At 72.1% G+C, this 12795-nt stretch carries 9 protein-coding genes and 2 tRNA genes; 3 read left to right on the forward strand and 8 right to left on the reverse strand.

Annotated features, from left to right (window positions below):
- Nucleotides 1-53: 53 nt before the first annotated feature.
- The 3 genes from AB0N14_RS30815 to AB0N14_RS30825 all read right to left on the reverse strand — a co-directional run bounded on the left by AB0N14_RS30815 (nucleotide 54) and on the right by AB0N14_RS30825 (nucleotide 3001).
- Nucleotides 54-1136 (reverse strand): PP2C family protein-serine/threonine phosphatase, encoded by a 1083-nt coding sequence (locus AB0N14_RS30815; RefSeq protein ID WP_366029011.1) that lies wholly within the window; start codon nucleotides 1134-1136, stop codon nucleotides 54-56.
- 526 nt (nucleotides 1137-1662) lie between these two features.
- Nucleotides 1663-1736: transfer RNA gene (locus AB0N14_RS30820), tRNA-Met, on the reverse strand.
- Between the two features lie 116 nt (nucleotides 1737-1852).
- Complete coding sequence (locus tag AB0N14_RS30825; protein WP_366028977.1) at nucleotides 1853-3001, reverse strand: dihydrofolate reductase family protein; 1149 nt, start codon at nucleotides 2999-3001, stop codon at nucleotides 1853-1855.
- A 79-nt stretch (nucleotides 3002-3080) separates the two neighbouring features.
- Here AB0N14_RS30825 and AB0N14_RS30830 point away from each other — a divergent pair, with 79 nt between their 5' ends.
- The 3 genes from AB0N14_RS30830 (at nucleotide 3081) to tyrS (ending at nucleotide 6011) form a co-directional block, all read left to right on the forward strand.
- Nucleotides 3081-3590, forward strand: coding sequence for a MarR family transcriptional regulator (locus tag AB0N14_RS30830; protein WP_366028978.1), 510 nt, complete (start codon nucleotides 3081-3083; stop codon nucleotides 3588-3590).
- A gap of 325 nt (nucleotides 3591-3915) precedes the next feature.
- Nucleotides 3916-4554 (forward strand): GTP cyclohydrolase II, encoded by a 639-nt coding sequence (ribA, locus tag AB0N14_RS30835; RefSeq protein ID WP_366029012.1) that lies wholly within the window; start codon nucleotides 3916-3918, stop codon nucleotides 4552-4554.
- A gap of 188 nt (nucleotides 4555-4742) precedes the next feature.
- On the forward strand, nucleotides 4743-6011 hold the full coding sequence (gene tyrS / locus AB0N14_RS30840; RefSeq protein ID WP_366028979.1) for a tyrosine--tRNA ligase: 1269 nt from the start codon (nucleotides 4743-4745) through the stop codon (nucleotides 6009-6011).
- A gap of 173 nt (nucleotides 6012-6184) precedes the next feature.
- On the opposite strand, the gene AB0N14_RS30845 is transcribed toward tyrS, so the two are convergent.
- The 5 genes from AB0N14_RS30845 to AB0N14_RS30865 all read right to left on the reverse strand — a co-directional run bounded on the left by AB0N14_RS30845 (nucleotide 6185) and on the right by AB0N14_RS30865 (nucleotide 12574).
- Complete coding sequence (locus AB0N14_RS30845; protein WP_366028980.1) at nucleotides 6185-7906, reverse strand: hypothetical protein; 1722 nt, start codon at nucleotides 7904-7906, stop codon at nucleotides 6185-6187.
- A 48-nt stretch (nucleotides 7907-7954) separates the two neighbouring features.
- Nucleotides 7955-8176: a hypothetical protein gene (locus AB0N14_RS30850; protein ID WP_366028981.1), complete on the reverse strand. Its 222-nt coding sequence runs from the start codon at nucleotides 8174-8176 to the stop codon at nucleotides 7955-7957.
- A 198-nt stretch (nucleotides 8177-8374) separates the two neighbouring features.
- Nucleotides 8375-8447, reverse strand: a tRNA-Lys gene (locus tag AB0N14_RS30855).
- Between the two features lie 135 nt (nucleotides 8448-8582).
- Entirely contained in the window at nucleotides 8583-10118 is a 1536-nt protein-coding gene (locus tag AB0N14_RS30860) for an amino acid permease (RefSeq protein WP_366028982.1), read from the reverse strand.
- 167 nt (nucleotides 10119-10285) lie between these two features.
- Nucleotides 10286-12574 carry a DEAD/DEAH box helicase gene (locus AB0N14_RS30865; RefSeq protein ID WP_366028983.1) on the reverse strand — a complete coding sequence of 763 codons (2289 nt, stop codon included), beginning with the start codon at nucleotides 12572-12574 and terminating at the stop codon, nucleotides 10286-10288.
- Between the last annotated feature and the right edge of the window lie 221 nt (nucleotides 12575-12795).

Consider the following 12795-nt stretch of genomic DNA (forward strand, 5'->3'; position numbering starts at 1 on the left):
TATTGACAGTATGTCAGTTCTTATGCGGAGGGGCATGGCTCACTCACTCCTCGTCACCGCGCCAGGGGGCGCCCGGGCCGGCGCACGGCCAGCAGAGCCATGTCGTCCGTGCCGCGGCCGCCGGTGTGCCGGGCGACCTCGCGCGTGATGGTGCTCAGCAGGGCGCCGGGGCCGGGGAAGACCCGTCCGGCGAGGCGGACGGCGGGGTCGTAGAACCGGCCGTGCGCGTCCCGTGCCTCCGAGACGCCGTCGGTGTGGAAGAGCAGCGTCGAGCCGGGCGGGAAGTCCCACTCCTCCACCCGGTCGGGCCAGACGCCGAGGTCGCCCATGCCGAGCGGCAGCGCGGGCTCGCGGGCCTCCAGTTCTCGCAGGGAACCGTCCGGGAGCAGGAGCAGCGGGGCGGGGTGGCCGCGGTTGACGATGCGGACGACGCCGGAGCCGTGCGGGATCTCGGCGAGGATCGCGGTGGTGAACCCCTCGTACACGTCGGGCCCCTCGCGCCCGGCGCGGTCGCGCATCAGCGCCCGCTCCAGGCGCTGGGCGACGGCCTCGAGCGTGGGCTCCTGTTCGGCGGCCTCCCGGAAGGCCCCGATCACGACGGCCACGGCGGTCACGGCGCCCATGCCCTTGCCGCGTACGTCGCCGACGACGAGCCGTACCCCGTGCGGGGAGTCCTGGACGGTGTACAGGTCGCCGCCGATGAACGCGTCGGCCTGCGCGGCCTCGTAGCGGGCGGCGATGTCCAGCCCACCGATCCGGGCGGCGGGCTCGGGCAGCACCGCACGCTGCGCGGCCTCGGCGATCTGGCGGGCGGACGCGAGGCGGGCGACGTTGCGGCGGACCAGCACGTTGAGGAGGACGGCGAGGGCGGCGACGGTGGTGACCGTGGCCACCTCGGTGACCTCGCCCGCCTTTCCGAGCACGCCGAGCCCGAGGTGGACCCCGAGGACCACGACGACGGCCGCCGTGCCGGTGAGGACGGTGCCGCGCAACGAGAACAGGGGCGCGGCGACGAGCGGCGCGGCGGTGAAGAGGGGGCCGGCCGTGTAGTCGGACGGGGCGAGGAGGTCGAAGCAGAACCCGGCGACGATCAGCAGCCCGGGCAGGCCCCGCAGAAAGGCCCGCGCGTACGAGATCCGCCGCTCCTCGGCCTCCGTGGCGGCCTCCGCCTCGGCCCCTCCGTACGCGGGCACCGGAACGGCCCTCGCGCCGGGGGCGGGGACGGGGGTGCCGGGGTCGGGCACGGGGGATCCTGGAGCTTCGGGGGCTCCGGGGGCTCCGGGGGCTCCGACGAGCCGGCCGGGTCGGCCGGCTAGGCGGTCCTCGCGGTCGGGGAGGCACCCGCCGGACCGGTTGCCGCGGCCGGAGAGACGCCCGCCCGACCCGTCGCGACGGCCGGAGAGATGCCCGGAGAGACGCCCGCGCGACCGCTCGTGGTCCTCGGCCCCCTCCTCACACGGCCCATCGGGCCCACGCCGCTCGTCGGGATCCTGCTCCCATGACCACCGCTCGCCTGCTTGCTGCACCACCCGTCCAGGCTTCCCGGAAGGGCGGCGGGGGGCGACCGCTGTGGGCCGGGCGGAGTAGCCGCCAGTGGGTGAAAGAGGGCCGGGGAAACACCGAGGGCCGGAGCCCTTTCGGACTCCGGCCCTCGGCCTTCAGTAGCGGGGACAGGATTTGAACCTGCGACCTCTGGGTTATGAGCCCAGCGAGCTACCGAGCTGCTCCACCCCGCGTCGGTGATTCCAGTGTACGCCATGCGCGCGACAGCTAGCGCACGGGTTTCACCCCCAGGCCGTCCCACCAGAGATTTCCGGCCGTACGCGGAGCTGCTCGGCCCCCTTCGAGGCCCTCAGGTACGGGCGGCCGGGGGCAGCAGATGGGCGTTCGGGGCCTTGGCGCGGTCCTCGTACTCCGGCAGCAGAACCACGTCCACGCCCGCGGCCGCCAGCAGTGCGTTCCCGTCAGCCGACGCGACGAACGTGTCCGGTTCCCGCCAGGCCGTCACCACCCGTCGTACCCCCGCCTCGATGATCAGCCGGGCGCAGGGCGCGGGCCGGGACGCGCGGCGGGCGCACGGTTCCAGGCTGCTGTACACCGTCGCGGAGGCCAGCCGCGGATCCGCGGGGTCCAGCTTCGCCAGCGCCGCTTCCTCGGCGTGCACCACGGGGTCGCCGCCCTCCCGGGAGTGGCCCCGCGCAAGTTCCGTGCCGTCGGCCGCGACGACCACCGCGCCGACGCTGAAGGCGATCTCCGACGGCGGGCACCGGTCCGCCAGCTCGCAGGCCACCTCCAGCCACCGCCGGTCCGCTGCCGAGGCGAGCCTCCCGGTGCCGGGCGCGGTGGGCACGTACCGCATCAGCACCACGTCCCCGACCGCGCGCGTCTCCACCAGCCGCATCCGCCCCGGCGGGTACGCGCCGTGCCCGAACATCCGCGGGGCCTCCGGCTCCCCCACGAACAGCGGCGCCACCACGAGCTGCACCTCGTCCGCGAGCCCCAGCTGGAGCAGCCGCGTGTGCACGCTCCCGCCGCCCTCGACCATCAGCCGCCGTACGCCCTTCACGTCACCGAGGTGGTCGAGCACGGCCCGCCACTCCACGTCCGGCCCGAGCGCGACCACCTCCACGTCCGCCGGCAGCAGACCGCGCAGCCGCCGGGCGCCCTTGTCCGTCGTGTAGACGGTCTTCGCGCCTCCCGTGTGCCAGAAGCGGGCCTCGGGATCGAGGTCCCCGGACGCGCTGACCGTGACCTTCAGCGGATACTCTGGCAGCCCGGCGGCGAGGCGGGCCGCGCGCCGCTCGGCCGAGTAGACCAGCAGCCGGGGGTTGTCGGTGCGCAGCGTGCCCGCGCCGATGAGGATGGCGTCGCTGCCCGCCCGCACCTCGTCGACCCGGTCGAAGTCCTCCGGGCCGGACAGCAGCAGCCGTTCGGGCCCGGTGTCGTCCAGGAAGCCGTCGAGGGAGACGGCGGCGGACAACAGGACGTAGGGATGGGCCATGGCGGCGCTCCTGGGGTCGGGCCGATCCGGTGAACGAGGCGGCTTGGTTCAACTTTTAAACAATAACTACACTGCCAGTATGACGACCCGCTGGCTCACCCCCGAGGAACTGCGCGCCTGGTGCTCGTACCTGGCCGCGTCGTGGCTCCTGGAGGACGCGATCGACCGGCAGCTCCAGCAGGAGGCCGGCATGCCGCACCTGTACTACTCGGTCCTGGCCAACCTCTCCGAGGCACCGGACCGCCGTATGCGCATGACCGATCTCGCCGAGGCACTGAAGATCACGCGCAGCCGGCTGACATACGTGGTCACCCGGCTGGAGAAGGATGGAACGGTCCGCCGGGAGGGCTGCCCGACCGACAAGCGCGGCAGCGTGGCGATCCTGACGGAGGACGGCAGGGCGCTCTTGGAGCGTACGGCGCCCGGTCACGTCGAGACGGTGCGCTCGGCCGTCTTCGACCACCTCACCGAGGAGCAGGTGGCCCAGCTGGAAGCGATCTGCTCCCGGATCACGGAGGCGCTCCAGCAGGACGAGGAGCGGTCGGCGTGCGGCGAGCTGCCGTGGCGCCGGCGTTCGTCCACGCCGTGACCGGAGGCGACAGGCGACACGGGAAAAAGAGTTGCTTGAAATTTAAAGCAGGGATAGAGTCTCGGCCGAGGTTGTGCTTCAAATCTGAAGCATGAAGCTGTGTGAAGCGCATCCTCCGCACCCGCCATCGTCGGCCAGGAGAAAGACGACAGCCATGCGCGACGCACACGAGACCGCCCCTTCCCGCGACACCGGTGACACCGCCGACCCCCACACAGCCGCCCCGCACACGGCGGAGCCGCCCGCAGCCGCCCCGGCCATCCCCCTCCTCGGCAACGACCTGCCCGGTGCCGTTCTTTCCGCCACCGACCTGCTCGGTGCCGACATGCCCGGCGCCGGGCTTCCGGCCGCCACCGTCCGCACCCGGGTGACGGTCCCGCTCCGCTTCGGCGACGGCTACACGGTCACCGCGGACCTGGCCACCTTCCACGGCCTCACCGACGGGCGGGAGCACGTGGCCGTGGTCCTCGGCGAGCCCGCCGCCGGCCGGCCGCCGCTGGTGCGACTGCACTCCGAGTGCCTCACCGGCGACGTCTTCGGCTCGGCCCGCTGCGACTGCGGCCCCCAGCTGCGGGAGGCGGTGGAGCGCATCGCCGAGCACGGCGGCGTGCTGCTCTACCTGCGCCAGGAGGGCCGCGGCATCGGCCTCTACAACAAGCTCGACGCCTACGCCCTCCAGGACCAGGGCCTGGACACCTACGAGGCGAACGCCGCGCTCGGCCTGCCGGAGGACGCCCGCGACTACACGGCCGCCGCGCAGATGCTCCGCGCGCTCGGCATCGACGCCCTGGACCTGCTCTCCAACAACCCCGACAAGGCCCGACAGCTCCGGGACCTCGGCCTCACGGTCACTCACCGCGTCCCCACGGGCGTCTTCACCACGGCCCAGAACGTGCGCTATCTGCGCGCGAAGGTGGTCCACACCCAGCACACGCTGCCGCTGACGGAACTGACCGCGGGCTGAAGGGGAGGGAGATTCCCCGCGCGCACCAGCGCAGAAACTTCGAGACTGTGTGACCCAGGACACTCCCCGGATGCGGATGGCCTGGCCGCTCCTTCACCGCACGGCCGCCGAACACAAACGCAGAAATCCGGCCGGAGCACTACACTGGCCGCCACATTGACACACGCGACTCAAGGAGACACAGGACCGTGACGGCCATCGTCGACGAGCTCAAGTGGCGCGGGCTGATCGCCCAGGCCACTGACGAGGACGCACTGCGCAAAGCTCTCGCGGATGGCCCCGTCACGTTCTATTGCGGCTTCGACCCCACCGCGGCCAGCCTGCACGTCGGCCACCTGGTGCAGGTGCTCACCCTACGCCGACTCCAGCAGGCGGGGCACCGGCCCCTGGCACTCGTGGGCGGCGCGACCGGCCACATCGGCGACCCGCGGCCGACCGCCGAGCGCACCCTGAACGACCCGGAGACCATCGCCCAGTGGGTGACCCGGCTGCGCGCACAGATCGAGCCGTACCTCTCCTTCGAGGGCGACAACGCGGCGACCATGGTCAACAACCTGGACTGGACCGCGGGCCTGTCCGTGATCGAGTTCCTGCGGAACATCGGCAAGCACTTCCGGGTGAACAAGATGCTCACCAAGGACTCGGTCGCCCAGCGCCTGGCGTCCGAGCAGGGCATCAGCTTCACGGAGTTCAGCTACCAGTTGCTTCAGGCCATGGACTTCCTGGAGCTGTACCGGCGGTACGGCTGCACCCTCCAGACGGGCGGCAGCGACCAGTGGGGAAACCTCACGGCCGGTCTCGATCTGATCCACCGCCTGGAACCGCACGCCGAGGTGCACGCGCTGGCGACGCCGCTGATGACGAAGGCGGACGGCACCAAGTTCGGCAAGACGGAGACCGGCACGCTCTGGCTCGACCCGGAGATGACCACGCCGTACGCGTTCTACCAGTTCTGGCTGAACACGGATGACCGGGACATCTCGCGGTACATGCGCATCCTTTCCTTCAAGTCCCGCGAGGAGTTGGAGGAGTTGGAGAAGGTGACCGCGGAGCGGCCGCAAGCCCGTACCGCGCAGCGTGCGCTCGCCGAGGAGCTGACCACGTTGGTTCACGGCGCCGAACAGTGCGCTGCCGTGATCGCCGCGTCGAAGGCGTTGTTCGGGCAGGGTGAACTCGCCGAGCTCGACGAGGCGACGCTGGCGGCCGCGGTCTCCGAGCTCCCGAGCGCCAAGGTGAGCGAACTCGGCCAGGTCACCGATCTCTTCGCGGAGGTCGGCCTGGTGGCGAGCAAGTCGGCCGCCCGCCGCACCGTGAAGGAGGGCGGCGCCTACGTGAACAACGCCAAGGTGACCGCCGAGGACGCGGTGGCCACGGTCGACCAGTTGCTGCACGGTCGCTGGCTGGTGCTGCGCAGGGGCAAGAAGAACCTGGCAGTGATCGAGTTCACCGGAGCCTGAGGCAGCCCGGGATGACGGAAGCTCATCCGTGGGCGGGGGGCGTGACTTCCCGCTCACGGAGCTGGGCTACGGCAACCGCGGGCAAGCGAGCTGGTCGGCATCGGCCCCTCGGAACCCTCGGACGGCCGGATCGCCGAGTGCCGCGTGGGCCGCGCGCGCGATGTCCCTGAGGCTCACCGCAACGCGCGCCGCGCCGTCCTGGTGGACCACAGCAGGGCCAGCAGGCTCGCGACGTGCACCGGGGTGAGGGCCCGCAGGACGCCGTGCCTCCGGCCGACGACGGCGAGCAGGGTTCCGGTGGCGGAGCCCGCCAGCGCCAGGCGGACGCAGCGCCGGGAGACCACGCGGGCCGCGGTCACCGCGCGCAGGATGCGCCAGGCGTCCTGAAGACCGTCCGCGCAGACCAGGTCCGCCGACCAGGACGCCTCGGCGCCCGGCGCGTCGGGCACCGCGACCGCGATGTCCGCCGCGGCCAGCGCCTCCGCGTCCGTACCCGAGATCACCAGGACGCCCTCCCCGTGGTCCCGCAGCTCGCACACCCGGTCGGCGAGGCGTTCGCGCCCTCCGACGATCTCGTCGGACGGGCACAGGAGTTCACGGACGCGCTCGTCCTCGGTGAGCACCACCCGCGCTCCGGTGGCGCGTGCGGCGGCCAGCACCGTCACGGCGGGCGGGGCCGGCCGCCCGCCCGCCGTCACCAGCACCGCGGAGTCGACGACCACGGCGGAGACCACGTCGAGCAGCCGCAGCGCCGACGGGTCCAGCGGTACGACACCACGCCGCGCCAGCTCACGTCCGACCGTGGCGGCGAAGGCCTCCCGCCCGTAACGGGCCGCCCTGGGGACGGCGGCGAGCAGGGCGTCCGCCGCCCGGCCGGTACTTACCGTCAGCGCGAACACCGCCGCCGCGGTGAGCGGTGCGGTCGGCGCCAGCCGCGTCTCCCACCACTCGACGGGACCGGGCGGCCGGGCCCTGCCGCGCAGATGCCGCACCGGCCGGGTGTGCGGCACACAGGCGGGGCCCGGGCACAGGTCCCTCTCGCGCCGCTCCCACACCTGACGTCGGGCGCGGATCTCGCGAAGCAGCAGCATCCGGTTCGCCGCGTCGACGGCCGGCATCCCGATACCGCCGTACAGCCCACCCACGACGGCGCCGGCCAGGGAGAGCAGCAGATCGGTCTCCAGCGGCCCGATACGGCGGACCAACGGCCGGCGCAGACCCCGCTCCAGCTCCAGCGCCGCCACCGCCACGGGCACCACCCGGGGCAGCGACGGCAGCCGGAAGGCCCTCCGGACCACCCCGGCGGCCACCGCCGCGCAGTCGACCAGCAACTCGGCCGTCACGGCCGCCACCGGCGCGTCGTCGCCCGGGATGACCGGCTGCGCCCAGGGGAAGTCCGCGTCCCGCACGCCCTGGGCCCTCTCCACCGCCCTGACCGTGTTCAGGAGGCGGTCGACCCCGACACTGCTCTCGTCGAACGACAGCAGGACCTGGCCGGTCACCGCGTTGACCTCGGCCCACCGCACCCCGCTCAGCCCGCGCAGCGCCCTGGTCACCCCGCCGGTCAGCCGCTCCCGCCTGCTGCTGCCGAGATCGAGCCCGCGCACCTCGATATGCGCACGCCCGTGCGAGGCCCACACCTGACGGGTGTGCCGCCGCGGATGGAGATCGGCCAGGACGCGCCCCGCCCGCACGGCCCGCGCGGCCGCCGAGACCCCCTGCCGGACCGCCGACACCGTGACCCGCCCGCTCCCCTCGGCGGCGCGCAGCCCGGTCCTGGCCGCCACCGGCGCCACCCGCCCGGCGGCACGGGCGCCCGCCGCGCCGAGGGCCCACGCCCCGCTGACCCCGGCACGGGTCACGGACGCCAGGGACGACACCACACTTCCGGCCACCACGTTCGGGTACCCGCAGGGCTCACGCTCTAATGCGCTCGCCGACGGCTACCGGAACACCTCTGCTCTTCGTCTCGACTCGTCGTCCGTGGCGGCGGTCATCTCCACATCCAGCACGCCCTCGTCCTCGAACAGCTCGGACGTCAGCCGCCCGATGTCGGCCGTCCCCTCCAGCTCGAGCAGGACGCGTGCGGCCGGGTCGGTGCTGCCGGGCAGCCGGTCCACCTTGACCTGCAGGATGCGGAAACCACGCCGGGCGAAGATCTCCATCAGCCGGGGCAGCAGGTGCCGGTGCGGTAGGTCATACGCAACTCGAAGACGGACGGCACCCGGTCCGGCACGAGCCGAGAGGACAGGGAGAAGGGACGCTCCTGCACGGCCCCGAAAACGAAGCGGCGCCCGCCCCGGCCGAAGCCGAACCGGACGCCGCACGACAGGCCGGAGGGGATGCCCCTCGCCTGCGGACCGTAGGCCCTGTGGGACTCGAACCCACAACCAATGGATTAAAAGTCCACTGCTCTGCCAATTGAGCTAAGGGCCCTCGCGATGTTGCCTCCCCGAGCATAGCCCGACGAGGCCGTATCTCCGATCGGGTATCGGGGAGGCGGGCCGGAAGTGTTCGCTGTGGGTGGCATGTGGGTGGGTGGCGGGGCGGCCGTGCGGGTGGCCGGTGGGGTTACGGGTCGGCCGGCTCGGGGGCGCCGGAGCGGGCTGCCTCGCGGACGCGGGTGCGTTCGTGGTCCGGGTTCAGGAACCAGTGGCGGGCCGAGGCCAGCCACCAGGTGGCCGCGAAGCCGAGGACGACCAGGACGGCGACCGGGGCGTAGTTGAACGTCTCCCAGGTGACCGGGGAGACCTGCGGGAGCATGAAGAGGATCGTGATCACGACGACCCAGGCCACCGAGATCACGCCGATCGGCTGGGACCAGCGGCCCAGGTGCCAGGGGCCGCGTTCGAAGGTCTCGCCCCGGCGGACCCGCAGCAGGGTCGGGATGACGTAGGCGATGTAGAGGCCGATCACCGCGATCGACGTCACGGCCGCGTACGCGGTCACGTTGATCAGGTACGGCAGGCCCAGGGCCAGTGCCCCGATCGCCGCCAGCCACACCGCCGCCACCGGGGTGCGCGTGCGTGGGCTGACCGTGTGCCACACGTGCGAGAACGGCAGCGCCCCGTCACGGGAAAAGGCGTAGATCATGCGGCTGTTGGCCGTCACGGACGCCATCCCGCAGAACAGCTGCGCGCCGATCACCACGAGCAGCAGCAGCTTGCCCGCGCTCGCTCCGAGGGCGTCCAGCAGGATCTGCGCGGGCGGCGCGCCGGTCGGGGACTCGAGTTCCTTGCCGTAGGACTGGATGGCGAAGGTGAAGCCCAGCAGAAGGACGAGGCCGGCGATCCAGGAGGTCCAGATGGAGCGGACGATGCCCTTCGGGCCGGCCGTGGACGCGTCGTGCGTCTCCTCCGTCATATGGGCGGAGGCGTCGTAGCCGGTGAAGGTGTACTGGGCCATCAGCAGACCGAGCAGGACCACGTAAGTGCCGTTGCTCCAGCCCGTGTTGTTCACGAACTTCGTGAAGACGAAGGACGCCGATTGGTGGTGGTCCGGTACGAAGGCCAGCGCGCCGACGATGACCGCGACCCCGAGCACGTGCCACCACACACTGACGCTGTTGAGGATGGCGACGATGCGGACGCCGAAGGTGTTCAGCAGGCCGTGCAGGAGCAGGATCGCCGCGAAGAGCAGAACCGTGCGGCCGGGGGTGACCTCGAAGTCGAACTGGAGGTTGAGGTACGCGCCCAGGAAGGACGCGGCGCCGAAGTCGATGCCCGCCGTCACGGCCACCTGGCCCAGCACGTTGAACCAGCCCGTGAACCAGGCCCAGGCCGCGGCCGAGCGCGGCGGCGCCAGGCGGTGGGCCCAGAAGTACAGGCCCGCGGAGGTCGGGTACGCCGAGCAGATCTCGGCCATCGACAGCCCGACGAACAGCGTCATCAGACCGACGGCCACCCAGCCCCAGGTGATCACGGCGGGGCCGCCGGTGTTCATCCCGAAGAGGTAGAGGGTCAGGCAGCCGGAGAGCACCGAGATGATCGTGAAGGAGACCGCGTAGTTGGAGAACGCCGACATCCGGCGCGCGAGAACCTGTGTGTAGCCGAGCTGGGCCAGCCGCTCTTCGTCCGACAGCCCACTCGCTCTGACGTCATCTGTCATGCCCCCAGCGATTCCCTCGCCGGGGGCGTGACATGCGTCACCCGATGACCTGAAACCGACGGCCGGAAAAGGGACTGTTGCCGGTACGCGGAAGGGCGCCCGCACGACGGAAAGCGGAAGGGCCCGCACGACGGGAAGTCGTACGGGCCCTCGAAGCTCACTCGGCGTCAGCCGTTGTGCTTCCAGCGCGGCTTGTCCTCGCGGCGGCCGAACGAGCCGGTGCCGCGGTGGTCGTCACGACGGCCGTAGGGGCGGTCGTGGCCGCCGGAGCGGAAGCCGGGGCGGTCGCCCTGGCGGTCCCGGTTGAACGGGCGGTCGCTGCCGCGGTGCCCGCCGCGGTCGTCACGGCGGAAGCCACCACGGTCGTCGTCGCGGCGGAAGCCACCACGGTCGTCACGCCGCTCGAACGAACGACGGTCGTTGTCACGGCGGTCTCGGTCGAACGGGCGGCGGTCACGGTCGTTGTCGCGGCGGAAGCCACCGCGGTCGTCGTCACGGCGGAAGCCACCACGGTCGTCGTCGCGGCGGAAGCCACCACGGTCGTCACGCCGCTCGAACGAACGGCGGTGGTTGTCACGGCGGTCGTTGTCGCGGCGGTCGTTGTCGCGGCGGTCGTTGTCGCGGCGGTCGTTGTCGCGGCGGTCGTTGTCGCGGCGGTCGAAGCCACGGTCACGGTCCCGGCCGGCGAAGCCACGGTCGCGGTCACGGTCGAACGGGCGCCGGTCGCCGTCACGGCGGAAGCCGCCCCGGTCGTCGCGCCGCTCGGACGAACGACCGCCACGGTCGTCGTCCCGGCGGTCGAAGCCGCGGTCCCGGTCACGGTCGAAACCGCGGTCCCGGTGGAAACCGCCGCGCTCCTCCCGGCGTTCACGCCGCTCGTACGACGACGAACCGGCCGTACGCTCCTCACGCTCACCCTGTTCGGCGCCCTCGCCGCGCTCCGCCTCCTTGGCGGTCCGCTGCTCCGGCACCGAGACCTCGGCCGGCACCTCGACGCTCTCCACGGCCGCGGCTGCCACCGCTGCCTCCGGGTCCTCGCCCCGCTCCCGCGCGGCCCGCGCGACGAGGCGGTCGGCCTCCTCCCGCAGTTCGGCCGCGCGCCGCGTCGCCCGCTCCAACTGCTTGGTGAGCTGCGCGACTTCCCGCTCGGCCTGCTGCGCGGCCATCCCGGCGGACTCCGCCTGGACCTCGGTCATCGACCGGGCTCCGGTGATCTCGGCGACCTCCGGGTCGAACGCGGCACCGCCCTGGATGATGTGGCGCGAGGCGTCGACGCCCGCGTCCTCCATCAGCCGGAACATCTGGCGCCGCTGGTGCGGCAGCGCGAGCGAGACCACCGTGCCCGTACGGCCCGCACGCGCCGTACGGCCGGCGCGGTGCAGGTAGTCCTTGTGGTCCCCGGCGGGGTCCACGTTGAGCACCAGGTCGATGCCGTCGACGTGGATGCCGCGAGCGGCGACGTCGGTCGCGACGAGCACGTTGACGTACCCGTCCTTGAAGTCGGCCAGCGTCCGGGTGCGCGCGCCCTGGGTCATGCCGCCGTGGAGCGCGTCCGCCTTCACCCCGGCGTCGCGCAGCTGTTCGGCGACGCGGTCGGCACCCATCTGGGTGCGGACAAAGATGATGGTGCGGCCCTTGCGGGAGGCGATCGCGGCGGTGACCGGGGCCTTGTCCTTGGGCTTCACGATGAGGATGTGGTGCGACATGGTCGTCACCGCGCCCTGGGCGGCGTCCACCTCGTGGCTCACCGGGTCGTTCAAGTACCGGTCGACCAGGGTCTTGATCTCGTTCTCCATGGTCGCGGAGAACAGCATCCGCTGGCCGCCTGCCGGGACCTGGTCGAGCAGCTCGGTGACCTCGGGCAGGAAGCCCAGGTCGGACATCTGGTCGGCCTCGTCGAGGACGGCGATCCGCACGTCCTCGAGGGAGCAGGCGCCGCGGTTGATGATGTCGCGCAGCCGGCCGGGCGTGGCGACCAGGATGTCCACGCCGCGCTCGAGGGCGTAGATCTGGTTCGCCATGGACGTGCCGCCGCAGACGACCTTCATCTTGAGCCCGAGCACGTCGCCGTAGGGCTGCAGCGCGTCCGCGACCTGCATGGCCAGCTCACGGGTCGGAGTGAGGATCACGGCCCGGGGCTTCTTCTTCTCGGTGCGGCCGCCGGCCAGGGTGGCCAGGGTGGGCAGACCGAAGGACAGCGTCTTGCCCGAGCCGGTGCGGCCACGGCCGAGGATGTCCTTGCCGGCCAGGGCGTCCGGGATGGTCGCGGCCTGGATCGGGAAGGGGACGGTGACGCCGTTCTGCGCGAGCTTGCGGACGACGCCCTCGGGCAGGCCGAGATCGGCGAAGGTCATCTCGGGAGCGGCGTCCTGGGCCTCAGCGGCCACAGAGGTGCCCTCGGTGTTCTGGGAGTCGTCCGCGGACAGGACGATGTGCTCGGTACGGGCAACAGACATACGAAATGCGAACCTTCCGGAGTTCTGGCACGTGCCCAAACATCCGTGAAGTCGCATTCGACCGCCTCGATGCGGTCCGGCCACGGCAAGGGAGAGTACGCGCCACACGCGGCGCGTCTTGAAGGCGCCGGGCAAATGGGATCAAACGATCTACCAAGATACGCACCTCGGCCCGTCGAAAGCAAACCGATCCCCGCCCCCTCCGGGTGACTCTCGCCACA

This window comes from Streptomyces sp. NPDC051104 (assembly GCF_040682835.1).
Lineage (GTDB): Bacteria > Actinomycetota > Actinomycetes > Streptomycetales > Streptomycetaceae > Streptomyces > Streptomyces cynarae.

Coding starts and splice junctions, on each gene's coding strand:
- AB0N14_RS30825 (WP_366028977.1), bottom strand. CDS start 3,001: ATGGCCCATCCCTACGTCCTGTTGTCCGCCGCCGTCTCCCTCGACGGC.
- AB0N14_RS30830 (WP_366028978.1), top strand. CDS start 3,081: ATGACGACCCGCTGGCTCACCCCCGAGGAACTGCGCGCCTGGTGCTCG.
- ribA (WP_366029012.1), top strand. CDS start 3,916: ATGCCCGGCGCCGGGCTTCCGGCCGCCACCGTCCGCACCCGGGTGACG.
- AB0N14_RS30850 (WP_366028981.1), bottom strand. CDS start 8,176: ATGGAGATCTTCGCCCGGCGTGGTTTCCGCATCCTGCAGGTCAAGGTG.
- AB0N14_RS30860 (WP_366028982.1), bottom strand. CDS start 10,118: ATGACAGATGACGTCAGAGCGAGTGGGCTGTCGGACGAAGAGCGGCTG.
- AB0N14_RS30865 (WP_366028983.1), bottom strand. CDS start 12,574: ATGTCTGTTGCCCGTACCGAGCACATCGTCCTGTCCGCGGACGACTCC.